The sequence below is a fragment of the Methylobacterium carpenticola genome (genome assembly GCF_042748905.1).
Lineage (GTDB): Bacteria > Pseudomonadota > Alphaproteobacteria > Rhizobiales > Beijerinckiaceae > Methylobacterium > Methylobacterium carpenticola.
In genome coordinates this window covers 3,900,937-3,925,128 of sequence record NZ_JBHZEO010000001.1, presented here as the reverse complement: position 1 = coordinate 3,925,128, position 24,192 = coordinate 3,900,937, and the positions used below count along the sequence as shown (strand labels likewise).

Genomic DNA, 24,192 nt, shown 5'->3' with positions numbered 1-24,192 from the left:
GCTTGACGCCTCTGTTCGACGAACGTCGGGGATAGTCTATCACTTGACGGTCGGAAAAAAACAGTCGAACGTATTTCCAGGCTGCATGGCACCGCTTCGCTGAGCGGAGGCCGTGACGGCAGAGCCGCCCCGTTCACGAGGGTGGCCGCCGGGCTTGAGGGAGGTGGCGCGTGGCGGAAGCCCTTGAGGTACGCCAGGTCTCGTTGCGCTTCGGCGGCGTGAAGGCCCTGACGGATGTCGCCTTCACGGTCGAGCAGGGCGAATTGTTCTCGATCATCGGCCCCAACGGGGCCGGCAAGACCTCGATGCTCAACTGCATCTCGGGGCGCTACCGGCCGACCGAGGGGCAGGTCCTGTTCCAGGGCCGCGACATCACCCATGCGACGCCCAATGCGCGGCCCAAGCTCGGCATCGGGCGCACCTTCCAGAACCTCGCGCTCTTCCACCACATGAGCGTGCTCGACAACATCCTGGTCGGGCGCCACCACCTCATGCGCAACAATTTCCTCACCGGCTCGCTCTACTGGCTGCCGGGGGTGCGCGGCGAGGAACTGGCGCATCGCCGCCGCGTCGAGGAGATCATCGACTTCCTCGACCTCCAGCCCTACCGCAAGACGGTGGCGGGCACCCTCTCCTACGGCCTGCGCAAGCGGGTGGAGCTCGCCCGCGCCATGGCGCTGGAGCCGAAGCTCATCCTCCTCGACGAGCCGATGGCCGGCATGAACCTCGAGGAGAAGGAGGACATGGCCCGCTACATCGTCGACCTGAACGAGGAGTTCGGGATGACGGTGGTGATGATCGAGCACGACATGGGCGTGGTCATGGACATCTCGCACCGGGTGATGGTGCTGGATTTCGGCCGCCGCATCGCGCTCGGCCATCCGGAGGCGGTGCTGGCCGATCCGCATGTCCGCCGCGCCTATCTGGGCGAGGAGGACGAGGAGGCCGCGGACGAGGCCCCCGCTCCGATCCGGGCGGTGTCGTGATGGGGATCGACTACGCGGCCCGGGCCGCCGCCGCCGACACCTTCCCGAAGCTCCTGGCGCTCAATGCCCGCGAGCATCCGGACGCGGTCGCCCTGCGGGAGAAGGATCTCGGCCTGTGGCGGCCGACGACCTGGGCGCAGTACCAAGCCCGCGTGCGCGCCTTCGCGCTGGGCCTGCGCGACCTCGGCATCGGCGAGGGCGACGTCGTCGGGCTGATCGGCGACAACCGGCCCGACTGGGTGGCGGGGGAGATCGCCGCGCACGCGCTCGGCGCCCTCTCGCTCGGCCTCTACCGCGACGCGCTGGAGGACGAGATCCACTATCTCCTCGATTACGGCGAGGCCCACGTGGTCTTCGCCGAGGACGAGGAGCAGGTCGACAAGCTGCTCAGCCTCGCCGACCGCCTGCCGGGCCTGCGCCACATCGTCTATTCCGACCCGCGCGGGATGCGGAAATACGACGACCACCGGCTGATCGCCGCCGAGGCGCTGGCGGCCCGGGGCGAAGCCCTGGAGGCGGCCGAGCCCGGCCTCTACGACCGGCTGGTCGCGGCGACCGACGGGGACGCGGTGGCGATCCTCTGCACCACCTCGGGCACCACCGCCCGCCCGAAGCTCGCGATGCTGAGCGCCGGCCGCGTGCTGCGCCACTGCGCGAGCTACCTCGTCGCCGACCCGAAGGGACCGGAGGACGATTACGTCTCGGTGCTCCCCCTGCCCTGGATCATGGAGCAGATCTACGCGCTCGGTCAGGCGCTCCTCTCGCGGATGACGGTGAACTTCGTCGAGGAGGCCGACACCCTGATGCACGATTTCCGGGAGATCGCCCCGACCTTCGTGCTGTTCGCGCCCCGGGTCTGGGAGGCCATCGCCGCCGACGTGCGCGCCCGGATGATGGACGCCTCGCCCCTCAAGCAGTGGCTCTACGCGAGGGGGATGGAGCGCGGCCTCAGGGCCCTCGAATCCGGCGGGCATTCGGGGCTCGCCGAGGCCGTCCTGTTCCGGGCCCTGCGCGACCGGCTCGGCTTCACCCGCCTGCGCTCGGCGGCGACCGGCGGCGCGGCGCTCGGCCCCGACACCTTCCGGTTCTTCCGGGCGCTCGGCGTGCCCCTGCGCCAGCTCTACGGCCAGACCGAGGCCATGGGCGCCTACACCCTCCACCGCGGCGACACCGTGGATTTCGACACGGTGGGCATGCCCTTCGACGACAGCATCACGCTGCGCATCGTCGATCCGGACCGCAACGGCATCGGCGAGATCCACGCCCGCCACGCCAACATGTTCCTCGGCTACTACAAGGCGCCGGAGGGCACCGGCGACGTCGTCGACGGCTGGATGCACACGGGCGATGCCGGCTACCTCGACGCCAAGGGCGAGCTCGTGGTGATCGACCGCGTCAAGGACCTCGCGGTGAACGCCCGCGGCGAGCGCTTCTCGCCGCAATATCTCGAGAACAAGCTCAAGTTCTCGCCCTACGTGGCGGAGGCGGTGATCCTCGGCGCCGGGCGCGACCACCTCGCCGCCGTGATCTGCATCCGCTTCCCCGTGGTGGCGAAATGGGCGGAGAAGAACCGCATCGCCTTCACCACCTACAGCGACCTCGCCGGCAAGCCCGAGACCATCGCGCTCCTGCGCGAGGAGGTCGAGCGGGTGAATGCCGGCCTCGCGGAGGCGCAGCGCATCGCCAAGCTCGTGCTCCTCTACAAGGAACTCGACGCCGACGACGGCGAACTCACCCGCACCCGCAAGGTCCGCCGCGGGGTGATCAACGAGAAATACGCCGACCTGATCGCGGCGATCTACGCGGGAGAGCCGAGCTACCGCGTCGATACGGTGATCCGCTTCCAGGACGGCACGACCCAGGCCATCCGCACCACGCTGCCGGTGATCGACCTGCGGCCCGCCACTCCCGTCCTCGCCGCCGCCGAGTAGGCCTGAGGCCCGTCCATGACCTCGCATCTCCTCCTCCAGCTCGTCCTGAACGGGCTCATCGTCGGCGCCCTCTACGGGGTCGTCGCCATGAGCTTCGTCCTGATCTACAAGGCGAGCCAGGTCGTGAACTTCGCGCAGGGCGAGTTCCTGCTGATCGGCGCCTGGATCTGCTGGTGGCTGCTGACCACCTACCAGCTGCCCTTCTTCGTCGGCATGCTGATCACCTTCGCCTTCATGCTGATCTTCGGCATCGCCCTGCAGGTGGTGGTGCTGCGCCCGCTGATCGGCGAGCCGATCATCTCGGTGATCATGGTGACGATCGGCCTCTCGATCGTCTTCCAGGCCCTGTGCAAGTGGCTGTTCGGCGTGTTCGCGCAGCCCTTCCCGCCGATCTTCTCGACGCAGGCGGTGTCGATCCTCGGCCTCGAGATCCAGACCGTCTACCTGATGAGCCTCGGCATCTCGATCGCCATGATGGCGGCCTTCGCGTGGTTCTTCCGCTACTCGCGGCACGGGCTCGCCATGCGGGCCACCGCCTTCGACCAGCAGGTGGCGCAATCCCTCGGCATCCCGGTGCGCAACGTCTTCGCCATGGCCTGGGCGATCTCGGCGGTGGTGTCCGCGGTGGCCGGAATCGTGGTCGGCATCGTCAACGGCGTCTCCTCGGCCCTGTCGCTCTACGGCATCAAGGTCTTCCCGGCGGTGATCCTCGGCGGGCTCGATTCCGTCGTCGGCGCGGTGATCGGCGGGCTGGTGATCGGGCTGCTCGAGAACCTCGCCCAGTACGTCGACGGGCAGTACCTGCACTGGGGCAACCTCTACGAGATCGTGCCCTTCTACGTCCTGGTGGTGATCCTGATGATCAAGCCCTACGGCCTGTTCGGCACCCGCGACATCGAGCGCGTCTGAGGTTCCCGATGGCAACGCAGAGCCTCATCCCGGCCGGCGACTTCCGCACCAGCTACGCGGCCGACACCACCATCTTCCCGACCGCCGGCAGCCGCTACGCGGTGCTCGCCGGGATCGCGATCCTGTGCCTCGCGCCCCTCGTCCTCGACCGCTACTGGCTCTCCCTGCTGATCCAGATCGGCTACTTCGCGGTGGCGGCGCTCGGCCTCAACATCCTGGTCGGCTTCACCGGGCAGATCTCGATCGGGCACGCCGCCTTCTTCGGCTTCGGCGCCTTCGCCTCGGCCTGGCTGTCGAACACGCTCTCGGTGCCGGTCTTCTTCGCGATCCCGCTCGCGGGCGTGGTCACGACGGCGGTGGGCCTCGTCTTCGGCCTGCCGGCGGCCCGCCTCAAGGGCCTCTACCTCGCCATCGCGACGCTCGCCGCCCAGTACATCCTGCAGGACTTCTTCGCCCGGGCGAACTGGTTCACCGGCGGCGTGGCAGGAACGCCGGCCGAAGCGTTCTCGATCGCCGGCTTCGCCTTCGACACCGACCAGCGCTACTTCTACGTCGTGCTCGCCTACCTCGTCGCGACCTTCGTGCTGGCGACGAACCTGATGCGCTCCCGCGACGGGCGGGCGCTGGTGGCGGTGCGCGACCACTACCTCTCCGCCGAGATGATGGGGATAAACCTCACCCGCTACCGCACCCTGTCCTTCGGCCTCTCGGCCTTCTTCGCCGGGATCGGCGGCGCCCTCTACGCGCATTACCTGCAATTCGTCTCGGTGGAGGGGTTCGGCATCCTGCTGTCGATCCAGTTCCTCGGCATGATCATCATCGGGGGCCTCGGCTCGATCATGGGCACCCTGATGGGCACCGCCTTCATGGTGCTGGTGCCGGAGGCGATGGGCTGGCTCACCGACGCGGTGAAGGGCTCCGCCCTCGACCGCGCGCTCGCCCTCAAGGACAACCTGTCCTTCCTGCGCGAGATGGCGATCGGCCTCGTGATCGTGCTCTTCCTGATGTTCGAGCCGGACGGCCTCGCCCATCGCTGGCGCCAGATCAAGGCGTACTGGAAGCTCTACCCGTTCTCGCACTGACAGCCGCGAGACTTTCCAAGAACAGGCCGAACGGCCGCTGCGACAACCGGAGGAAACCGTGAGGAAGCTTCATCCCGTCCCGCTCGTCCCGGCCGTCGCCCTCGGGCTGGCGCTCGGCCTGCCCGCCCGCGCCGCTGACGTGCCGATCGGCCATCTCGCCGACCAGAGCGGCGCCACCTCCGACGTGGGCGTGCCCTATGCCCAGGGGGTCGCGGACGCGCTCGCGTGGCTCAACAGCAAGGGCGGCATCAACGGCCAGAAGCTCGCCGTCGAGTCGGTCGATTACGGCTATCAGGTGCCGCGCGCGGTCGCCCAGTACAAGAAGTGGACGAGCGGGCGCGACAAGGTCGCGGCGATCCAGGGCTGGGGCACCGCCGACACCGAGGCGCTCTCCGCCTTCGTCGCCAAGGACGAGGTGCCCTACATCTCGGGCTCTTACGCCGCGCAGGTGAGCGACCCGACCGGCACCAGCGGCAAGGCCAAGGCCGCGCCCTACAACTTCTTCTACGGGCCGACCTACTCGGACGGCTTGCGCGCCATGCTGATCTGGGCGGCCGAGGACTGGAAGGCGAAAGGCAAGCCCGGCAAGCCGAAATACGTCCACATGGGCGGCAACCATCCCTATCCGAACTCGCCCAAGGAGGCGGGCGAGGCCATGGCGAAGGACCTCGGCTTCGACGTGCTGCCGCCGATCGTCTTCGCGCTGGCGCCCGGCGACTACACCGCCCAGTGCCTCACGGCGAAGAACGCGGGGGCGAACTACGCCTATCTCGGCAATACCGGCGGCTCGAACATCTCGTTGCTCAAGTCCTGCAAGGCGGTGGGCGCCGACATCCAGTTCATGGGCAACGTCTGGGGCATGGACGAGAACGCCGCCAAGGCCGCGGGCGAGGCGGCCAACGGCGTGGTCTTCCCCGTGCGCACCGCCACGGTGACGGGGGGCAACGCCCCCGGCCTCAAGACGGTGGCGGAGATCTCGAAGGTCTCGGATCCGGCCGGGACGGCCTATCGGCCGGTGCATTACCTCTCGGGCATCTGCGCGGCGCTCTACATGGCCGAGGCGATCGACTGGGCCAAGGGCAACGGCGGCATCACCGGCCCGAACGTCCGCAAGGGCTTCTACCAGCGCAAGAACTGGGTGCCGGCCGGGATGGAGGGCGTCTGCGTGCCCTCCGGCTGGTCCGAGACCGACCATCGCGGGATGATGGCGGTGAACATCTACCGGGCGAAGGTGTCCGGCCCGACGGACGGCGCCATCGCGGACCTGATGAAGGCCGGGACGGTGAAGCTGGAGCCGGTCAAGACCGTGGAGCTGCCCCGCAAGCCGGAATGGTTCGGCTGGTGATCCGCCCGGCTTCCGCATGAAGCGCACCCTCCTCTCCTGCCACGGCAGAGGAGGGATGCCGCGCTCCGTTCGGCGCCGTGATGTTGACGTGTCGGGAGCCGTGCATGTCCCAGATCATGACCCTGGAGCGTCCCGCCGCCGACGCGGCGGCCGCCCCGCTCCTCGCCCTGCGCAACGTCGAGGTGGTCTACGACGACGTCATCCTCGTGCTGCGCGGCCTCAGCCTCGACGTGCCGGCGGGGTCGATCACCGCGCTGCTGGGTGCCAACGGCGCGGGCAAATCGACGACGCTCAAGGCAGTCTCGGGCCTCCTGCGCTCCGAGAACGGCGAAGTCACCCGCGGCGAGATCCTGTTCGACGGCCAGCGCATCGACGGCACCGAACCCGACCTCATCGTCCGCCGGGGCATCTTCCAGGTGATGGAGGGCCGCCGGATCATCGCCGACATGACCCCGATGGAGAACCTGCGCCTCGGCGCCTTCTCCCGCCGCGACCGCAGCGGCGTGGCGGAGGATCTGGAGCGCGTGCTCGCCTATTTCCCGCGCCTCAAGGAGCGCACCGGCGCGGCGGGCTACCTGTCGGGCGGCGAGCAGCAGATGCTCGCCATCGGCCGCGCGCTGATGGCGCGGCCCCGCCTGATCCTGATGGACGAGCCCTCCATGGGCCTCTCGCCCCTCCTCGTGAAGGAGGTCTTCGCGATCATCCGGCAGATCAACCGCGATCTCGGCGTCACCATCCTGCTCGTGGAGCAGAACGCCCGCGCGGCGCTCGGCGTCGCCGACCGCGGCTACATCATGGAGCAGGGCAAGGTCGTCCTCGACGGCACGGTCGAGGAGTTGCGCGCGAACGAGGACGTGAAGGAATTCTACCTCGGCGGCGCCGGCGACCAGCGCAGGACGTTCAAGAACCTGAAGAGCTTCAAGCGCCGCAAACGCTGGATCTGAGGGACCGCCCGCGGGCGCGGCACCAATCCGGGAGCTGGTGCGTTGGTTCGCGTCGCACAGGAGCCAGACGCGGATGCCCCACACCACCCATCTCTCGCCCGACGAGGTCGACGCCTATGCCCGGGCCGGCGAGGAGGCCCTGAACCGCTGCCTCGGCCGCGTCCGGGCGGAGGATCAAGCCGCGTTCTGGCACGCCATCCGGCGCTGCTACGTGCAGAGCCCCGCATCCCTGCCCCTGGACGATCTCGCCGCCCTGCCCGAGGCCGCCGCGATCCCGGCCGCGCACGTCATCCAGGCCAGCGCCGAACTGCAATAGCTGCGCGCCCCGCTCAGGTCGGCCGGGCCTGAAGGCCCTGCCGCCGCTGCCGGGCGCCCTCGATCAGCCAGACCGCCGCCACCGAGGCGGCCATGATCGCCGCCACCGTCCCGAGTCCCACGCTTCGCGTCGCCGTCATCGCAGCGTCTCCTGGCCGCCTCTCTGTGCGGAGTGCCAACCGGACAGCCGGACCCGATGTTCCGGGCCTTGCGCCGCGGCCCGATTCTCGCCTCTCTCCGCGCCGCACCACATTGCAGGACGGAGAACCGGGACATGACGCGACGGCCAAAGGTGGCCTTCATCGGCACGGGCGGGACGCTCGCCTCCATCGGGCGCGACAGCCTCGACATCTTCGACTACACGGCGACCGACAACCGGCTCGTGGCGGATGCGGTCCTCGACGCCGTGCCGGAAGCCCGGGCGATCGCGGAGGTGATCCCGGTGGGCTTCCGGGCGGTGACGAGCCCGGGCATCGGCTTCTCCGACTGGCGCGAGCTGGTGCGGCTCTGCGAGCAGCAGGTGGCCGAGCACCCGGACCTCGCCGGCATCGTCATCGGCCACGGCACCGCCACCCTGGAGGAGACCGCCTACGCGCTCTCCCTCACCCTGACGGTGGACGTGCCGGTGGTGCTGGTGGGCTCGCAGCGGCCGATGAGCGCCCTCTCCAGCGACGCGCCCCTCAACCTCGTCAACGCGATCCGCACCGCGGCGGCGCCGCAATCGCGCGGCCGGGGCGTGCTCGTCGTCCTCAACGACGAGATCCAGGCCGCCCGCGACGTCACCAAGACCTCGGTCGCCCGCCTCCAGACCTTCCGCACGCCGGATTTCGGCATCCTCGGCCAAGTGGACGGGGCCGTCACCTATTACCGCCGCAGCGAGCGGCGCCACGCGCCGGGCACGCCCTTCGACATCCGCAGGCTCGACGCCCTGCCGCGGGTCGACGTCTCCTACGCCTATGCGGATGCGGACGGCACGGCGGTGCGGGCCTTCATGGCGGCCGGCGCCCGCGGCATCGTCTCGGCGGGCCTCGCCCCCGGCATGACGCCCCCGGCCGAGGCCGACGCCCTCGCAGCCGCCGCCCGGGCGGGCCTCCTCGTGGTGCAGTCGACCCGGGCCGGGAGCGGCGCCGTGCCCCTGACCACGCGGCTCGCCGAGCGCGGCATCCTCAGCGCCGACAATCTCACGCCCCAGAAGGCACGCATCCTGCTCGCTCTCGCCCTCACGGTGACGACGGATCCCGAGGCGGTCGCGGAGATCTTCGCGACCTACTGAAGATCCCAGTCGCGCCGAGCACATCCCCGGTTTTCACCGCCTTTGCACGGTGAAAACCGGCTTATAGTTTGTTAGAATCGCGATCGTTGCCTTATCTCTGCCACAAGTAGCCGCCGTGTTTCAGTTCGGGCGGCGGTGATCTGGCAAAGGAGCACCCGATGAGCTTGATCGTTCTCGATCCCCTCACGGGAGAGCAGGTGGTCATCCGCCGAGAGCGGCCGTTCGAAGCCGTGCCCGATGCGGAGGTCCAACGATGCAGCGGTTCTACTTCAACGCCCAGATCGGCGAGACCCTGGTGGCCGACCTCGCCGGCGAGCCCCTCTCCGATGCCGAGCAGGCTTGGCAGGCCTCTCACGCCGTCGTCACAGCGATGATGCGCGAGCCGCGCACCCGCGACACGCTGCTGGAATCGAGCCTCATCGTCACCGACGAGGAGGGGGAGATCGTCTTCCATCTCCCCTTCGCGGAGTTCGATCCCGAGGCCCTGCTGCCGGAGCAGGCCTCCGCGGCCTGAGCTGCGCAAGGGGCCGCGGAACGGGCCCTACGCCGCCGCGAGCGCGCGGCGGCCGGCGCGGCCGATCATCAGCGACATCAGCGCGGCGACGAGCCCGGTGAGCCCGGCCGCCAGGAAGGCCTCCAGGTAGCGGCCTTCCGCGGCCCGCGACAGCCCCGCCCCGAAGGCCGCCGTGGCGGCGCCCGCCTGATGCCCGGCCGCGATCCAGCCGAACACGATCGGCGCGTCGCGGTCGCCGAAGACCTCGTTCGTCAGCCGCACCGTGGGCGGCACCGTGGCGATCCAGTCGAGGCCGTAGAACACCGCGAAGATCGACAGGCTGTAGAACGAGAAATCGGTGAAGGGCAGCGCCATCAGCGACAGGCCGCGCAGGCCGTAATAGACGAAGAGCAGCTTGCGCGGGTCGTAGCGGTCGGTGAGCCAGCCGGAGCCGGTGGTGCCGACGAGATCGAAGATGCCCATCATGGCGAGCAGCCCCGCCGCGCGCACCTCCGGCAGGCCCATATCGGCGCAGAACGAGATCATGTGCGTGCCCACCAGCCCGTTGGTGGTGAGCCCGCAGATGTAGAAGGTGCCGAACAGGAGCCAGAAGTCGGTCTTGGCGCTCGCCCGCACGAGGCCGTCGATGGCGGACTTGAAGGGGTTGGCGCGCCGCTGCGGCTCCACCACCGTGCCGGGCGCCGCCCCGTAGGGCAGGAGGCCGATGTCGGAGGGCCGCTCGGGCAGCAGCCAGGCCACGATCGGGATCAGGGCGGCGATCACCGCCGCGACGGTGAGCACCACCGGCCGCCAGCCACCCGCCTCCGCGATGGCCGCGAGGCCGGGCAGGAACACCAGCGTCCCGGTGGCGGTGCTGGCGGTGAGGATGCCCATGATCAGGCCGCGATGGGCGGAGAACCAGCGGTTCACCACCGTCGCGCCGAGCACGATGGCGACGCAGCCGCTGCCGAGGCCCGACAGCACGCCCCAGGTGGCGACGAGGTGCCAGGGCTCGCTCATGAAGGCCGAGAGGCCCACCGAGCCGGCCATCAGCGCGAGCGCGCAGAGGAGCGTGCGGCGGATGCCGAAGCTCTGCATCAGCGCCGCCGCGAAGGGCCCGACGAGGCCGTACAGGAAGATGCCGAGTCCCGCCGAGAACGAGGTCGTGGCGCGGCTCCAGCCGAAGGCCTGTTCGAGGGGCAGGATCAGCACGCCGGGCGCCGCCCTGAGGCCGGCCGCCGACAGGAGGGCGAGGAAGACGACCCCCACCACCACGAAGGCGTAGTTGCGGCCGAACGGCCGGCGCGAGGCCGGGGGGCGCCCCCCGCGGCAAGGGCGTTCGACATGGGGGACGCCTCCCGAATCCGTGCTAGAATGTTACGTACCGGTCAGTAACATCATTGCGCGGAAAGGCAAGGGGCACCGATGGCAGGACCGATGGCAGGCGAGGCGGTCGGGATGGATGGCGGGCGGATGCGGGCCGGGGACCGGATCCGCGCGGCGGCGCGCGAGCTGTTCTATCGCCGCGGCATTCGCGCCGTGGGGGTCGAGGAGATCGTCGAGCGGGCGGGCGTGACGAAGCCGAGCCTCTACCGGGGCTTCGCCTCCAAGGAGGCGCTCGCGGTGGCCTGCCTGGAGGATTTCTCCGCCGCCTTCCGGGCCCGGCTGGAAACGGCGCTCGCCGCGCATCCCGGCGATCCGAAGGCCGGGATCATCGCCTTCCTGGCGGACATCGCCGGGCGGACCGCCCGGCCCGGCTATCGCGGCTGCGGCCTGTCGAACGCGGTGATCGAGCATCCCGAGCCGGACCATCCGGCCCGCTTGGCGGCGCTGGAGAGCAAGCTCGCCCTGCGCGCACGGCTGGAGGAGGTCTCCCGCGACCTCGGCGCCCGCGAGCCGGCGATCCTGGCGGACGGGCTCCTCCTCCTGATCGAGGGCGCCTTCGCGAGCGGCCAGATCTTCGGCCCCGGCGGCCCCGCCCGCAGCCTGACCCGGACCGCCGAGGCGCTGATTGCCGCGCATCTCGCCGCGTGAGCGCCGCAATCCCGGGCGAACGAGGCGCAGCGGGGCGTTCCGGAGGCGAAAGTCCTCCGGGATATCCTCGCCAGTTGATGTTGGACCGGCCGCCGGCTTCGGGTAGGACGATGGTCCGGGAGTGCCGGGGCACCGGCGCAGTTGGAGTGGAGTTGCGGCCATGACCCTCGTGCGGCGTTTCCTGGTGGCGCCATCCCTGGTCCGGCTGATCCGGAAGGAGCGCGGCGCCTCCCGCATCACGGAGGGCTACTTCCCGCCCCAGGCGGGCCGGACCTCCTTCGTGCGCGTCGACGGGGCGCAGTGCCATCTCGTGCTGGTGACCACCGACGAGGCCGGCGTGGCGGGCGAGGAGCGCACGGAAGTGCCGCGCGCCCACGGCGACGCGCTCCTCGACGTCTGCGCCGGCAAGGCCGCATACGACCGCACCGTGATCGCCCTCGGCAACGGGCGCGACGCGCTCATCGACCGCTACACCGCTCCGGGCGCCCTCGACGTCGTGACGGTGGCCTTCGGCGAGCCCGGCGAGGCGTCGGGCTTCACCCCGCCGGCCTGGTTCGGTGCGGAGGTCACGACGGACCCCGCCTATCAGGGGCCGGCGCTCGCCCTCCAGGGCGTGCCGCAGCCGGGCGAGATCCCGCTCAGCAACGCGGCGCTCGACGCGGTGCTCGACCTCGTGGAGCATCGCTACGGCTTCGGCCGCTACAGCGCCCCGCGCACCGAGGACGCCAACACGGTGACTAACGCGCTGCGCCGGCTCGCCGCCCGGCCCTCGGTGGAGCCCGCGCCCGCCCCGGCGGCGGGCACGGCGGAAGCCCAGCCGGAGGAGCCCGGCGATGCCCGCATCGACGACGTCATCGAGAGCCTGTCCCAGGCGCTCGGCGCCACGGTCCCGGGCGAGGGCGCACGCGAGGAAGGCGCCGCCTTCGAGCGCTGGACCGTGCGACCGCGCCGCACGCAGCCGACCTGAGCCCACCCTCCCGATCGCTGTCCCAGAGGAACCCCCGCTCCGCGCGGCCCGCGCGGCGGGGGTTTGTCGTTTCGCGGAATTGCGCTATGGCCCGCACCCGTTCCGGGCCGACGGCAGCCGGGACGGATTCTCCCTCATGGCGCTTTTCCCCGGAGAAGTTGTGTGATCGATTAGTCCGGCTGATCGGCCCGCGGCGGCTGCCCGTCAAGGTCGACGGTCCATGACCTCCCCTGCGGCCGCACCGGGCGACCGAGCCGGGACCGGGTCGCGCGTGACGTCTTTGACTTCGCTGAAACTTGGGCTTCGCTGAAACTAGGACTTCGCAGAAACAGAACCGACGTCCGGCACCGCCGCCGTCGCCATACCGTGAGGGAGAAAGGCCCGATGCAGTCCCCCGCCGCCCCTGCCGCGACTGCGCCGACGACGTCGCATCAACCCTGGTACAAGGTCCTCTACATCCAGGTTCTGATCGCCATCGCGCTCGGCGTGCTGCTCGGCTATGTCGCGCCCGACACCGCCAAGTCGATGAAGTGGCTCGGCGATGCCTTCATCGCGCTCATCAAGATGATGATCGCGCCGGTCATCTTCTGCACCATCGTGCACGGCATCGCGTCGATCGGCGACCTGAAGAAGGTCGGCCGCGTCGGCCTCAAGGCGCTCGTCTACTTCGAGGTGGTGTCGACGCTGGCGCTCCTCATCGGCGTGATCGTCGGCGAGCTGATCCAGCCGGGTGCCGGCTTCGGCGCCGATCCCGCGAAGCTCGATGCGAGCGCGGTGGCGGGCTACGCCAAGAAGGCCGCCGACGACTCGACCATCGCCCACCTGATGGCGATCATTCCCAAGAGCTTCTTCGACGCCTTCGCCACCGGCGACCTGCTGCAGGTGCTCCTCGTGGCGATCCTCACCGGCGTGGTCATCACGGGCCTGGGCGAGCGCGCCAAGGGCGCCACCCACGCCATCGACGTCGCGGGCGAGATCTTCTTCCGCATCATCGGCCTCATCGTGAAGCTCGCGCCGCTCGGCGCCTTCGGGGCGATGGCCTTCACCATCGGCCAGTACGGCATCGGCAAGCTCGGCAATCTCGCGGGCCTCGTCGCCACCTTCTATCTCACGAGCCTGCTCTTCGTGCTCCTGGTGCTCGGCACGATCGCGCGCTTCGCCGGCTTCTCGATCCTGAAGTTCCTCGCCTACATCAAGGACGAGCTGCTCATCGTGCTCGGCACCTCCTCGTCGGAGACCGTGCTGCCGCACATGATGCAGAAGATGAGGCGGCTCGGTGCCTCGGATTCGGTGGTCGGCCTCGTGATCCCGACCGGCTACTCGTTCAACCTCGACGGCACCAACATCTACATGACGCTGGCGACGCTGTTCCTGGCGCAGGCCGTCGGCGCGGATCTGAGCTTCGGCCAGTACGCCACCATCATCCTGGTCGCGATGCTCACCTCCAAGGGCGCCTCGGGCGTCACCGGCGCGGGCTTCGTGACGCTCGCCGCGACGCTGGCCGCGATCCCCGGCAACCCGGTCCCGGTGGCCGCCATGGCGCTCATCCTCGGCATCGACAAGTTCATGTCCGAGTGCCGCGCGCTCACCAACCTCGTGGGCAACGGCGTCGCCACCATCGTGGTCAGCCGCTGGGAGGGCGAGCTCGATCCGGTGAAGCTGCGCGAGGTGATGGCCCATCCGGTGGCGATCGGCACCGAGATCGCGGATGAGAAGCCGGTTCCCGTCTCGCCGTGAGCGCCCGGCCGCCCCTGCTGATCGGCCTCGACGTCGGCGGCACCAAGATCGCCGGCGTCGCCCTGGGGCCCGACGGACGGGTCCTGGCCGAGCGCCGCATCCCGACGCCGCGGGGCGATTACGACGGATCGCTGCGGGCGATGACCGATCTCGTCGCGGCGCTCGAAGCCGCGGCGGGGGGCACCGGCACGGTGGGGCTGGGCATCCCGGGCGCCGTGTCGCCCGCCACCGGCCTCATCAAGAACGCCAATTCCACCTGGCTGATCGGCCGACCCTTCAAGGCCGATCTCGAGGCGCGGCTCGGCCGCCCGGTGCGGATCGAGAACGACGCCAACTGCCTCGCGGTCTCGGAGGCGGTGGACGGGGCCGGCGCGGGCGCCCACCTCGTCTGGGCGGTGATCCTCGGCACCGGGATCGGCTCGGGCATCGCGGTGGAGGGCCGGGCGCTCCCCGGCCGCAACCGCATCGCCGGGGAATGGGGCCATAACCCGCTGCCCGCGCCGCGCGACGACGAACGCCCGGGACCGCCCTGCTATTGCGGCCGCCGCGGCTGCATCGAATCGTGGGTTTCCGGACCGGCTCTCGCCGCCGACCACGCCCGCGTCACCGGCCATGCGCTCGGCGGCGAGGTGATCGTCGCGGCCATGCGGGCGGGCGACCCGGAGGCGCGCGCGACCTTCGCGCGCTGGCGCGAGCGGCTCGCCCGCAGCCTCGCCGGCGTGATCAATATCCTCGATCCGGACGTGATCGTGCTGGGAGGCGGCCTGTCCACCATCGACGAGGTCTATCCGGGCCTGATCGAGGCGGCGGCCCCGCACGTCATCTCGGACGTGGTGACGACCCCGATCGTGCGCAGCCGCTACGGCGATGCCTCGGGCGTGCGCGGCGCGGCGTGGCTGTGGAAGGACGCGGCGGGCTGAGGCGCCGGCCCCGCCGGGTTCCGTCAGGCCGGCCGGGCGGTGCCGGGAGGCGCGAATTCCACGTGGCGGCTGCGCAGGCGGAAGGCCAGGATCAGCATCAGAACGCCGAAGGCGATGGCGTAGCCGGCCATCCAGTAGGTCAGCACGATGAGCGAGACGCCCGGGTTGATCAGGAGCGCGATCCCGAACAGCACCGAGCAGACCCCGCCGAGCACCAGCCACCAGCGCCCGTGATCGAGATGCAGCCGGAAGGCCGCCGCGATCATCAGCCCGCCCGTGACGAGGGCCCAGGCCGCCGTGAGATAGACGAAGGCGAGGAGCGCGCTGCCCGGCATCAGGAAGGCGACGACGCCGACCAGGATGTCGAGGAGACCCTCCGCGAGCAGGAAACCCCAGCGCTCGTGCCGCTCCGCGGCCCGCACCGCCGCCACGATGTCGGCGATGCCGTCGACCAGCATGTAGGCGGAGAAGAAGATGACAAGCACGTAGAGCGTGGCGATGGGCGAGACGAGGGCGATGATCCCGAACAGGATCGACGCCACGCCGCGGAGCGCGACCAGCCACCAGTTGCGGGCGAGCGCGGCGCTCATGGCGGTGAGCCGATCGGGGGGCGTGCCGGCGGAGGGAACAGTCGGTCCGGTGCTCATCGGGATCTCCCGAACTGCGAGGGCGGCGTGAAGCTCGGCCGCTTCCAGCCTGCTCGCTGAACGCGGCTGTGCGCCGGACGTTCCGTCGCGAAGCAGGCCCACCGGCGCCGGGATGAAAGATGGTCTGAAATCGTCACGGAATCGTCCCCTTGGGGAACCGGGCGCGGACCGGGCGAATTCTCTGGCCGAGGCGGGCGCCGTGCGACGGCCGCGGACGCGGCCGGACCGTGGATGTCAGACATGCTGGACGATCAAGCCCGCGCGGAGGACCGCGACGGGGCGAAGCCCGACGCGCCCGCCGCGACGGCCCGGATGGATCCGCCCCGGGCCCGCGACGCGGCGCAGTCTCCCGGCCGCGAGCCGGACCGCGCCGACGCCTCCGATTCCGACGCGGAGGACGAGGCAACGAAGCCGTCGCTGATCCGGCGCCACCCGGTGTGGTTCGCACTCGGCGCCGTCGCCATCCTGGCGCTCGGCGCGGCCGGCTTCTGGTACTGGCTCGTCTTCGTTCACCCCTACGAATCGACGGACGACGCCTTCGTGGCCGCCCGCCAGTTCGCGGTCGCCCCGAAGGTCTCGGGCTACGTCGTGGCGGTGCCCGTCACCGACAACCAGCACGTCGAGGCGGGCGCGGTCCTGTTCCAGATCGACCGGCGCGACTACGACGTCGCCCTTCAGCAGGCCCAGGCGCAGATCGCCGCCGCGGAGGCCTCGATCCGCAACATCGACGCGCAGATCGAGGCGCAGAAGAGCAGCATCGAGGAGGCCAAGGCGCAGGTCGAGCAGGCCCAGGCCGCCGTCGCGTTCGCCCGCCAGGACGCCGCCCGCTACCAGGATCTCGCCCAGCGCGGCTCGGGCAGCATCCAGCAATCCCAGCAATCGACCTCGACCCTCCAGCAGCAGCAGGCGAACCTCGCTCGCGCCAAGGCCGCGGTCAGCGTGGCGCAGAAGCAGATCGGCTCCCTGCAGGCCCAGCGCGCCAGCGCCGAGGCGAGCCTCGCCGAGGCCAAGGCCCAGGAGGCGCAGGCCAAGCTCAACCTCGACTACACGACCGTGGTCGCCGCGCAGGGCGGCCGGGTGGTGCGGTTGACCGGTGCCGTCGGCCAGTACGCGCAGGCGGGCCAAGCGCTCAGCATGTTCGTGCCCGACGACATCTGGATCACCGCGAACTACAAGGAGACCCAGATCACCGACATGCGGCCCGGCCAGACCGTGGATGTCGAGATCGACGCCTATCCGGACCACAAGATCACGGGCCGCGTCGATTCGGTGCAGCCGGGCTCCGGCACCGCCTTCAGCCTGCTCCCGGCCGAGAACGCCACCGGCAACTACGTGAAGGTGGTGCAGCGCGTGCCAGTCAAGATCGTCGTCGACCAGTGGCCGGACGACGTCGCCATCGGCCCCGGGATGTCCATCGTGCCGACGGTGCGGGTGCGGTGAGCCGCCCCGCTCCCGCCGACACCGCCGCGGGCGGGCACAATCCCTGGCTGGTCGCGGTGGTGGTCGCGATCGCGACCTTCATGGAGGTGCTCGACACCACCATCGCCAACGTGGCCCTGCGCTACATCGCGGGCGGGCTCGCGGTCGGGCCCGACGAGGCCGCCTGGGTGGTGACGAGCTACCTCGTCGCCAACGCGATCGTGCTCACGGCGTCGAGCTTCCTCGCCAAGCGCTACGGGCGCAAGGCCTTCTTCATGGCGGCCATCAGCCTCTTCACCGTCTCGTCGGTGCTGTGCGGCTTCGCCTGGAGCCTCGAATCGCTGCTGGTCTTCCGGGTGCTGCAGGGGCTCGGCGGCGGCGGGATGGCGCCGCTCGCGCAGTCGATCCTGGCGGATTCCTTTCCGCCGGAGAAGCGGGGGCAGGCCTTCGCGCTCTACGGGGTCGCCATCGTGGTGGCGCCCGTGGTCGGGCCGACCCTGGGCGGCTGGCTCTCGGACACCTATTCCTGGCACTGGTGTTTCCTGATCAACGCGCCGGTCGGCGTGATCGCCCTGGTGCTGATCCATCTCCTGGTGCAGGACCCGAAATCGGCCATCGAGGAGCGTCGGCGCCTGCGCCGCCAGGGCGTGCGCTTCGACATCGTCGGCTTCATCCTGGTGGCGACCTTCCTGGGCTCGCTGGAGGTCGTCCTCGACGAGGGCCAGCGCAAGGACTGGTTCGGCTCGACCCTGATCATCGTCTTCGCGACGCTGATGGCGGTCTCGTTCGTGGCGATGATCCCCTGGGAACTCAACCACAGGAACCCGGTGATCGACCTGCGCCTCCTCGGCCGGCGCCAGTTCGGCTCCTGCTTCCTCGTGATGATGGCCACGGGCGCGATCCTGATCGCCACCACCCAGTTCCTGCCCCAGCTCCTGCAGGATTATTTCGGCTACACCGCCACCTGGGCCGGCCTCGCCCTCTCGCCGGGCGGCCTCGTCACCTGCCTGATGATGTTCGTGATCGGCCGCGTCTCCGGATACGTCGAGCCGAAATACCTCATCGCCGCGGGCGCCGCGATCATCGCCTTCGCGATGGTCGACCTCACCAACCTCTACGGCGATCTCAACTTCGGCTTCTTCGTCTGGTCGCGCATCTATATCGGCATCGGCCTGCCGATGATCTTCCTGTCGATCACCGCCGCCTCCTACGAGGGGATCTCCAAGGAGCAGACCGACCAAGCCTCGGCGCTGATCAACGTCGCGCGCAATGTCGGCGGCTCGATGGGCGTGTCGCTCGCCCAGAACGTGCTCGCCTACCGCCAGCAATTCCATACCAGCCGGCTCGTGGAGCACATCGTGCCGTCCGAGCCCGCCTATCAGGAGAGCTTGCGGCGCGCGACCGACTACTTCGCCACGCGCGGCGCGAGCACGGTGGACGCGCAGAGCCAAGCCTTCGCCTGGATCGGCCAGCAGGTGCAGACCCAATCCGCCTTCCTCGCCTATATCGACGTGTTCTGGACGCTGGCGATGGTCTCGGCCGCCGCGATCCCGCTGGCGATGATCCTGAAATCCGTGAAGCGCGGCGGCGAGGCCCCGGCCGCCGGGCATTGAGGCGCGGGACCCCACGCCCCCTTCCCTCCCGCGCCCCCGTCCCCACTTGGAGGAACGTCGCCGCTCCTGCTGCCGAGTTCGCCCCGCCGATGGCACCCGTGATGCCCGCCGCGCGCGCCGGGGGCCCTGCACCGCCCGCACCGCCGGCCCGGCTCTGGCGGGGCCCGGCGGCGCAGCGCCTGCGCCTCGTCTCGGGGCTGATCCTGTTCGCCTTCGCGGCGACCCACTTCCTCAACCACGCCCTCGGCCTCGTCGGCATCGAGGCCATGCTGACCTTCGAGCGCTGGCGCGTCGCGGTCACCCGCTCGGGTCCCGGCACGGTGCTGCTCGCGGGGGCGCTCCTCGTCCATGCCGGGCTCGCCCTGCGCCGGCTCGCGGCCCGGCGCAGCCTGCGCCTGCCGCCCTGGGAGATGGCCCAGATCGTCCTCGGCCTCGCCATCCCGTTCCTGCTCGTGCCGCACATCCTCGGCACCCGGGGGGCGAGCCTGCTCTACGGGCTCAACACCGGCTACCCGACGGTGATCGCCCATCTCTGGCCGGACGGGATCCCGCGCCAGACGGTCCTCCTCCTCGTGGTCTGGCTCCACGGCTGCATCGGGCTGCACCATTGGCTGCGGCTCTCGCCCGGCTACCGGCGCGTCGCGCCCTTCCTCGGCGTCGCGGCCCTGATCCTGCCCCTCGCTTCCATCCTGGGCATCGCCATGCAGGGCGAGCTGATGGAGCGCGACCTTGCCAGCGCGGCGCGGTTCGGCGCGGCCGATCTCGCCGCGCGCTGGCCGCGGCGCGCACCGCCCGAGGCCCTGACGGAACTCGGCCCGCCCATCCTCGTCGGCTTCTACGCGGCGGCGGGCCTCGCCCTGGCGATCGGGGGAGCCCGGATGGCGGCGGCGTGGCGCGCCCGGCGCATCGCCGTGACCTATGTCGGCGGACCCACCGTCCGGGCGGCCGAGGGAATGACGCTCCTCGACGTCAGCCGCGTCCACCGCATCCCGCACGTGGCGGTCTGCGGCGGACGGGGGCGCTGCTCGACCTGCCGCGTGCTGGTGACGCAGGGCAGCCACACCCTCTCGCCGCCGGGCGCGGAGGAGACCGCGACGCTCGCGGCGATCGGGGCCCCGCCGGACGTGCGCCTCGCCTGCCAGGCGCGACCGCGCGGCGACGTGACGCTGATGCGGATCCTGCGTCCGGGCAGCCGCGACGGCACGGGAGCGCGGCTGGGCGATCCGGACCTCGCGGGCGTCGAGCGCGAGGTGGCGATCCTGTTCGTGGACGTGCGCGGCTTCACCCTGCTCTCGGAGCGCAAGTTCGCCTTCGACGTCGTCTACATCCTCAACCGCTTCTTCGAGGCGGCCGGCGAGCCGGTCCGCGCCCATGGCGGCTGGATCGGCGGCTATGCGGGGGACGGGCTCCTGGCCCTGTTCACCCATCCGGACGGGATCGACGCCGCCTGCCGGGCGGCCTTCGCGGCGGCCCGGGACATCGACCGGGCCGTGCAGGGGCTCAACCGCCAGATCGCCGCCGAGCTGCCGGCGCCCCTGCGCATCGCCATGGGCCTGCATGCCGGTCCGCTGGTCCTCGGTCGCCTCGGCTACGGGGAGAAGCGGCCGATGTCGGCGATCGGGCCGGCGGTGAACATCGCGAGCCGCCTCGAAACCCTCGCCAAGGCCGGCGAGGTGCAGCTCGCCGCCTCCGCCGTGGCCGCCCGCCGGGCCGGGCTCGTCCTCGACGGGCTGCCCGTCGAGACCGTGGCGATCCGCGGCAGCGCGCAGGCGCTGGAAGTGGTCTCGATCGCGCGGGCCGTCGATCTCGATGGGCGCCTGCCGGCCGCCTGAGTTTTTTTGCGGGAAGGCGGAACCGGGCGCCGCGAGCCGTGTTGTTCGGTCGCAGCCTCCGCGTGCCTGAACCGCCGCGCGGAGGCGGATCGCTCGCAGGTCCGCTTCGTCAGGCCGTTACGGAACCAGCGAGATGTCCACCGGAAGCGCATCACCCGGCCGTCGGGTGTCGATGCGCTCCGCCAGAGCCGCGGCCGATTGGAATCGGTCGAGGCGCCGGTCGATCATCAGGTCGAGTCTCTCGTAGACTTCGGCGACGGTGAGGCTGCGCGTCTTCTTCCCCTGCCGCTCAAAAAAAAGGCTGCGGTTCGCCCGCGCCGCCGCCCGGAACGCATGTTGCGCCGGCTGGTCCGGCTTCTCCTGGGTGAGCTGCATGAAGCGGCCGGCGCTCGCGGCGCCGAGCAGGTGGGCGACGTAGCACTCGGTCTGCTTCAGGTCGCGTCCGAGGCGCTGCTCGATGCGGGCCCGGTCCCGCTTCATCATCTCCCCCGCCATCAGGCTGGCGATGTAGGGGTCCCGGCGCAGGGCCAGGATCTTCCGGCGCGCGGCCGCGTCCGGCACCGTGAGGATGCCGCGGCGGCGCTGGATCTGGCTCGCCTCGGCCTCGAGCCCGTGCTGCGCACCGAAGGTGCGGACGAGTTCGAGCCACGTGCCGGTGAGGAACTGGAACAGCCCCTCCGCCGAGGAGGTCGCGGCCTGCGCTTCCGGCCGGAAGCTCGATTCCTTGTCGGCGAGCGCCATCAGGTAGACGGGGTCGACATCCGTCGCCTTGGCGGCGCGCAGGATCGTCTCCACCAGGGGACGGGGCACCTTCACGGTGTCGAACACCAGGGGCCCATCGTCGTCGGCCTCGCTGGCGAGCCGGTCGAGATCGAGCTGGATCAGTTCCGCGGTGCTCGGGCTTTCCTGCATCGGGGGGAGGCCACGCCACTCGGCATTGCCCATCGGCGGCAGGGCCGAGCGGTGCGGCGCCCGCAGGTCGATCCGGTCGTGAGCCGCGGCGGCGGGCGCCAGCGCGTCCTGCGGGAGGGTGCCCGCCAGGGCGAGCCCGACCGTGAGCGCCGTCAGCACCCGGCCCGTCAGCCCGCGCGCCGGTCGGCGCCGGCGTGACCGCGCACCCCGCGCGCTCGGAACCAGCCACCGCACGGCGGCGTCGCCCTCGTCGATGCCCGAGCCGGGCACGAGTCGGTACGCGTCGTCGGCGCAGGGCGCCGGCTCCGGGAAAACCCCCATATCCTTGCCTTCGTTACCGCCCGGCCACTCCGGCGGCCGCGCCTTGCTTCGTCAGGTTGCGCACCTCTGGCGGGGCGAAGTGACCAGAATGGGACAGCGTAGCGTTAACCGCCGGGGTCATTTTGCGGCGCGGTAAAGTCCTGCCCGGACACAGATTTGTCGGAAGTCGGGCAGATCGCCCGGAACAACCCCGAAGAAATTTGCCCGAACCCGTCGGGAACAAACGACTTCTACGCGCATTGCACCGGGCCACGCGGAGCGGTTTTGTCCCGACCGATCGCTGCCTTGCCGCCGCTGCCGCGCTCCACTTGAAGGAAGTTCCTTTCCGATGAGCATGCAGACCGGTCGCCGCGTCGGCGTCGCCTTCGTTGGCATGGGTGGCGCCGTCGCCACCACCGCCATCGCCGGCATCGAGATGATCAAGTCCGGCTCGAACCGTCTCGATGGGCTGCCCCTTGCGGGCAAGGCGATCGCCGGCATGGTCGGCTACAAGGATCTGGTGTTCGGCGGCTGGGACCTGAACGGCGACGATCTCGGCACGGCGGCGAGCCAGCACGGCGTGCTCACCCGGCAGGACATCGAGAACGGCGCCCAGGTGCTCAACACCATGCGGCCCTGGCCGGCGGTCGGCAGCGCCAAGTTCTGCAAGAACATCGACGGCCAGAACCGCATCGTCGCCCAGGACCATCGCGGGGCGGTGACCGCCATCGCCGAGGATCTGAAGCGCTTCCGCGCCGAGGCGGGCGTGGACGACGTCGTGGTGGTGAACCTCGCCTCGACGGAGCGCTGGCCCGACCTCGACGACCCGACCCTGAACTCCGCCGACGCCTTCGAGCGCGGCCTCGACGCGAGCGACGAGGCGATCAGCCCCGCCATGCTCTACGCCTACGCGGCGATCAAGAACGGCATTCCCTACGCGAACTTCACGCCGAGCGTCGCCGCCGACGTGCCGGCGCTGATCGACCTCGCCCGCCAGCTCAACGTCCCGGTCGCCGGCAAGGACGGCAAGACCGGCCAGACCATGATGAAGACCGTGCTGGCGCCCGCCCTCAAGTCGCGCGCGCTCCACGTGGACGGCTGGTTCTCCACCAACATCCTCGGCAACCGCGACGGCCTCGCCCTCGACGACCCGTCCTCGCTGCAATCGAAGCTCAACACCAAGGGGACGGTGCTGGATTCGATCCTCGGCTACCCGGTCGAGGACCACCTCGTCCACATCCACTATTACCGGCCGCGCGGCGACGACAAGGAAGCCTGGGACAACATCGACGTCACCGGCTTCCTCGGCCAGCGGATGCAGATCAAGATCAACTTCCTCTGCAAGGACTCGATCCTGGCGGCGCCGCTGGTGGTGGAGATCGCCCGCGTCCTCGACCTCGCCAAGAAGCGCGGCGACGGCGGCGTGCAGGAGCAGCTCTCGCTGTTCTTCAAGGCCCCGATGGTCCGCAACGGCCACGGGCCGGAGCACGCCTTCGGCGCGCAGGAGCGCATGCTGCTCGACTGGCTCGGCGTGCATTGACCATGGCCACCGGCCCGAACCGGGAGGCGGCCCCCGCCTCCCTGCGCGCCCTCCTGGTCGAACTCAACGACCTCAAGCGGATCCGCTCGGCGGGCCGGCGGGGGTCGATCGCCGAGCGCCTGTTCGCGCAGGGCTGGGCGGCGCTGAGCGGCGGGGCCGACCCGGAGCGGGTCGCCCTGCAGGTGACGGCGACGGCGCTCGCCGCCGCCCGCCTCGGCGACATCGACGCCGCCTTCCTGGCGGCGGCCGGCCTCACCGGGGCGGAGGCCGCGGAGGTGCTCGGGCGCGGCTTCGACGCGGTCGCGGACGAGGTCGAGCCGCGCCTGCGCGCCCGGCTGCGCCACCTCCTCACCGGGCAGGACGCGCTGACGCCCGGCCCCCTGCCGGGCTTCGTCGGCCTGCTCGCCGCGCAGCCCCGGGCCGGCGTCACCTGCCCCGGACGCCCGCGGATCCTGCTGGAGCCGCCCGAGAACCACGCCGAGCACTGCCTGATGGTGGCGGTCTACGGCGTGGTGCTGAGCCCCTTCTACGGTGCCGATCCGGCGACCGTGTTCGTGGCGGCCCTCGCCCATCACCTGCACAACGCGCTGATGCCCGATGCGGGCTTCACCGGCGAGACGCTGCTCGGCCGCCGTCTCGACGGCGTGATCGGAGCCTGCACGGCGCAGGCCCTCGACGAGGTGGCGCCGGCGCTGCGCGACACCGTGGAGCGGGCGCGGCGGATCCTGCCGGACGACGCCACGGCGGAGGGCCGGGCCTTCCACGCCGCCGACGTGATCGACCGCGTCCTGCAGATCGCCCAGCACCTGCGCGCCGCCTCGCTCACCATGGACACGGTGCTCGGCGAGATGGCGCTGGTGCACGAGGGCCCGGTGAAGGGCTTTCACGACCGCGTCCTCGCGGACATGCGGCTGCCGTGATGCAGGCCCCTCCGAGGCAAGAACGGGCGCGGGGAACCCCTCTCCCGGGTGGGAGAGGGGACAGGCGCTTCTG

The 24,192-nt window shown here is 70.8% G+C and carries 22 protein-coding genes; 18 read left to right on the top strand and 4 right to left on the bottom strand.

Features of this window, described 5'->3' with window-relative positions; all coding sequences use genetic code 11:
- The first annotated feature begins 170 nt into the window (after window positions 1-170).
- The 7 genes from ACE101_RS18385 to ACE101_RS18355 all read left to right on the top strand — a co-directional run bounded on the left by ACE101_RS18385 (window position 171) and on the right by ACE101_RS18355 (window position 7,513).
- A complete protein-coding gene (locus ACE101_RS18385; RefSeq protein WP_379132377.1) occupies window positions 171-986 on the top strand; it encodes an ABC transporter ATP-binding protein in 816 nt (271 codons plus the stop codon).
- Window positions 986-2,917: a long-chain fatty acid--CoA ligase gene (locus tag ACE101_RS18380; RefSeq protein WP_379132374.1), complete on the top strand. Its 1,932-nt coding sequence runs from the start codon at window positions 986-988 to the stop codon at window positions 2,915-2,917. Before ACE101_RS18385 ends, ACE101_RS18380 begins: the two co-directional genes overlap by 1 nt.
- 15 nt (window positions 2,918-2,932) lie before the next feature.
- A complete protein-coding gene (locus ACE101_RS18375) occupies window positions 2,933-3,826 on the top strand; it encodes a branched-chain amino acid ABC transporter permease (RefSeq protein ID WP_379132371.1) in 894 nt (297 codons plus the stop codon).
- A gap of 8 nt (window positions 3,827-3,834) precedes the next feature.
- Complete coding sequence (locus ACE101_RS18370; protein WP_379132368.1) at window positions 3,835-4,908, top strand: branched-chain amino acid ABC transporter permease; 1,074 nt, start codon at window positions 3,835-3,837, stop codon at window positions 4,906-4,908.
- A 106-nt stretch (window positions 4,909-5,014) separates the two neighbouring features.
- Window positions 5,015-6,253, top strand: a complete 1,239-nt coding sequence (locus tag ACE101_RS18365) for an ABC transporter substrate-binding protein (RefSeq protein ID WP_379138779.1) — start codon at window positions 5,015-5,017, stop codon at window positions 6,251-6,253.
- 104 nt (window positions 6,254-6,357) lie between these two features.
- On the top strand, window positions 6,358-7,197 hold the full coding sequence (locus tag ACE101_RS18360) for an ABC transporter ATP-binding protein (RefSeq protein ID WP_379132365.1): 840 nt from the start codon (window positions 6,358-6,360) through the stop codon (window positions 7,195-7,197).
- Window positions 7,198-7,270: 73 nt separating this feature from the next.
- Window positions 7,271-7,513: a hypothetical protein gene (locus ACE101_RS18355; RefSeq protein ID WP_379132363.1), complete on the top strand. Its 243-nt coding sequence runs from the start codon at window positions 7,271-7,273 to the stop codon at window positions 7,511-7,513.
- A gap of 13 nt (window positions 7,514-7,526) precedes the next feature.
- On the opposite strand, the gene ACE101_RS18350 is transcribed toward ACE101_RS18355, so the two are convergent.
- Entirely contained in the window at window positions 7,527-7,652 is a 126-nt protein-coding gene (locus tag ACE101_RS18350; RefSeq protein WP_379132361.1) for a hypothetical protein, read from the bottom strand.
- 134 nt (window positions 7,653-7,786) lie between these two features.
- Here ACE101_RS18350 and ACE101_RS18345 point away from each other — a divergent pair, with 134 nt between their 5' ends.
- Window positions 7,787-8,785, top strand: a complete 999-nt coding sequence (locus tag ACE101_RS18345) for an asparaginase (protein ID WP_379132359.1) — start codon at window positions 7,787-7,789, stop codon at window positions 8,783-8,785.
- Window positions 8,786-9,038: 253 nt separating this feature from the next.
- Entirely contained in the window at window positions 9,039-9,299 is a 261-nt protein-coding gene (locus ACE101_RS18340) for a DUF6894 family protein (RefSeq protein WP_379132357.1), read from the top strand.
- A gap of 27 nt (window positions 9,300-9,326) precedes the next feature.
- On the opposite strand, the gene ACE101_RS18335 is transcribed toward ACE101_RS18340, so the two are convergent.
- Window positions 9,327-10,550, bottom strand: a complete 1,224-nt coding sequence (locus tag ACE101_RS18335) for an MFS transporter (protein WP_379138777.1) — start codon at window positions 10,548-10,550, stop codon at window positions 9,327-9,329.
- Between the two features lie 165 nt (window positions 10,551-10,715).
- Here ACE101_RS18335 and ACE101_RS18330 point away from each other — a divergent pair, with 165 nt between their 5' ends.
- From ACE101_RS18330 to ACE101_RS18315, 4 genes are all read left to right on the top strand, one after another.
- Complete coding sequence (locus tag ACE101_RS18330; protein WP_379132355.1) at window positions 10,716-11,312, top strand: TetR/AcrR family transcriptional regulator; 597 nt, start codon at window positions 10,716-10,718, stop codon at window positions 11,310-11,312.
- Window positions 11,313-11,472: 160 nt separating this feature from the next.
- The gene (locus ACE101_RS18325; protein WP_379132353.1) at window positions 11,473-12,279 is read left to right on the top strand and encodes a hypothetical protein; all 807 of its coding nucleotides are present in this window, start codon (window positions 11,473-11,475) and stop codon (window positions 12,277-12,279) included.
- A 384-nt stretch (window positions 12,280-12,663) separates the two neighbouring features.
- Entirely contained in the window at window positions 12,664-14,016 is a 1,353-nt protein-coding gene (locus tag ACE101_RS18320) for a dicarboxylate/amino acid:cation symporter (RefSeq protein WP_379132351.1), read from the top strand.
- A complete protein-coding gene (locus ACE101_RS18315) occupies window positions 14,013-14,936 on the top strand; it encodes an ROK family protein (RefSeq protein WP_379132349.1) in 924 nt (307 codons plus the stop codon). The genes ACE101_RS18320 and ACE101_RS18315 overlap by 4 nt, the downstream gene beginning before the upstream one ends.
- A gap of 23 nt (window positions 14,937-14,959) precedes the next feature.
- Here the strand turns inward: ACE101_RS18315 and ACE101_RS18310 are convergent, their stop codons facing one another.
- Entirely contained in the window at window positions 14,960-15,583 is a 624-nt protein-coding gene (locus tag ACE101_RS18310; RefSeq protein ID WP_379132346.1) for an HdeD family acid-resistance protein, read from the bottom strand.
- Window positions 15,584-15,823: 240 nt separating this feature from the next.
- On the opposite strand from ACE101_RS18310, the gene ACE101_RS18305 reads away from it, so the two are divergent.
- The 3 genes from ACE101_RS18305 (at window position 15,824) to ACE101_RS18295 (ending at window position 20,447) form a co-directional block, all read left to right on the top strand.
- The gene (locus tag ACE101_RS18305; RefSeq protein ID WP_379132343.1) at window positions 15,824-17,023 is read left to right on the top strand and encodes an HlyD family secretion protein; all 1,200 of its coding nucleotides are present in this window, start codon (window positions 15,824-15,826) and stop codon (window positions 17,021-17,023) included.
- Window positions 17,020-18,615 carry a DHA2 family efflux MFS transporter permease subunit gene (locus tag ACE101_RS18300; protein WP_379132340.1) on the top strand — a complete coding sequence of 532 codons (1,596 nt, stop codon included), beginning with the start codon at window positions 17,020-17,022 and terminating at the stop codon, window positions 18,613-18,615. Before ACE101_RS18305 ends, ACE101_RS18300 begins: the two co-directional genes overlap by 4 nt.
- A 101-nt stretch (window positions 18,616-18,716) precedes the next feature.
- Window positions 18,717-20,447: an adenylate/guanylate cyclase domain-containing protein gene (locus ACE101_RS18295; RefSeq protein ID WP_379132337.1), complete on the top strand. Its 1,731-nt coding sequence runs from the start codon at window positions 18,717-18,719 to the stop codon at window positions 20,445-20,447.
- A gap of 117 nt (window positions 20,448-20,564) precedes the next feature.
- Here the strand turns inward: ACE101_RS18295 and ACE101_RS18290 are convergent, their stop codons facing one another.
- Window positions 20,565-21,680, bottom strand: a complete 1,116-nt coding sequence (locus tag ACE101_RS18290) for a transglycosylase SLT domain-containing protein (protein ID WP_379132335.1) — start codon at window positions 21,678-21,680, stop codon at window positions 20,565-20,567.
- Window positions 21,681-22,008: 328 nt separating this feature from the next.
- Here ACE101_RS18290 and ACE101_RS18285 point away from each other — a divergent pair, with 328 nt between their 5' ends.
- Together ACE101_RS18285 and ACE101_RS18280 are read left to right on the top strand one after the other, a co-directional pair.
- Window positions 22,009-23,199: an inositol-3-phosphate synthase gene (locus ACE101_RS18285; protein WP_379132333.1), complete on the top strand. Its 1,191-nt coding sequence runs from the start codon at window positions 22,009-22,011 to the stop codon at window positions 23,197-23,199.
- A gap of 2 nt (window positions 23,200-23,201) precedes the next feature.
- Complete coding sequence (locus ACE101_RS18280) at window positions 23,202-24,119, top strand: HD domain-containing protein (protein ID WP_379132331.1); 918 nt, start codon at window positions 23,202-23,204, stop codon at window positions 24,117-24,119.
- The last annotated feature ends 73 nt before the right edge of the window (window positions 24,120-24,192 follow it).

Bases quoted from the DNA above. Each gene is read 5' to 3' on its own strand.
- ACE101_RS18320 (WP_379132351.1), top strand. From the start codon at position 12,664: ATGCAGTCCCCCGCCGCCCCTGCCGCGACTGCGCCGACGACGTCGCAT.
- ACE101_RS18360 (WP_379132365.1), top strand. From the start codon at position 6,358: ATGTCCCAGATCATGACCCTGGAGCGTCCCGCCGCCGACGCGGCGGCC.
- ACE101_RS18295 (WP_379132337.1), top strand. From the start codon at position 18,717: ATGCCCGCCGCGCGCGCCGGGGGCCCTGCACCGCCCGCACCGCCGGCC.
- ACE101_RS18290 (WP_379132335.1), bottom strand. From the start codon at position 21,680: ATGGGGGTTTTCCCGGAGCCGGCGCCCTGCGCCGACGACGCGTACCGA.
- ACE101_RS18350 (WP_379132361.1), bottom strand. From the start codon at position 7,652: ATGACGGCGACGCGAAGCGTGGGACTCGGGACGGTGGCGGCGATCATG.
- ACE101_RS18345 (WP_379132359.1), top strand. From the start codon at position 7,787: ATGACGCGACGGCCAAAGGTGGCCTTCATCGGCACGGGCGGGACGCTC.
- ACE101_RS18380 (WP_379132374.1), top strand. From the start codon at position 986: ATGGGGATCGACTACGCGGCCCGGGCCGCCGCCGCCGACACCTTCCCG.
- ACE101_RS18285 (WP_379132333.1), top strand. From the start codon at position 22,009: ATGAGCATGCAGACCGGTCGCCGCGTCGGCGTCGCCTTCGTTGGCATG.
- ACE101_RS18370 (WP_379132368.1), top strand. From the start codon at position 3,835: ATGGCAACGCAGAGCCTCATCCCGGCCGGCGACTTCCGCACCAGCTAC.
- ACE101_RS18375 (WP_379132371.1), top strand. From the start codon at position 2,933: ATGACCTCGCATCTCCTCCTCCAGCTCGTCCTGAACGGGCTCATCGTC.
- ACE101_RS18330 (WP_379132355.1), top strand. From the start codon at position 10,716: ATGGCAGGCGAGGCGGTCGGGATGGATGGCGGGCGGATGCGGGCCGGG.
- ACE101_RS18325 (WP_379132353.1), top strand. From the start codon at position 11,473: ATGACCCTCGTGCGGCGTTTCCTGGTGGCGCCATCCCTGGTCCGGCTG.
- ACE101_RS18280 (WP_379132331.1), top strand. From the start codon at position 23,202: ATGGCCACCGGCCCGAACCGGGAGGCGGCCCCCGCCTCCCTGCGCGCC.
- ACE101_RS18340 (WP_379132357.1), top strand. From the start codon at position 9,039: ATGCAGCGGTTCTACTTCAACGCCCAGATCGGCGAGACCCTGGTGGCC.
- ACE101_RS18355 (WP_379132363.1), top strand. From the start codon at position 7,271: ATGCCCCACACCACCCATCTCTCGCCCGACGAGGTCGACGCCTATGCC.
- ACE101_RS18310 (WP_379132346.1), bottom strand. From the start codon at position 15,583: ATGAGCACCGGACCGACTGTTCCCTCCGCCGGCACGCCCCCCGATCGG.
- ACE101_RS18305 (WP_379132343.1), top strand. From the start codon at position 15,824: ATGCTGGACGATCAAGCCCGCGCGGAGGACCGCGACGGGGCGAAGCCC.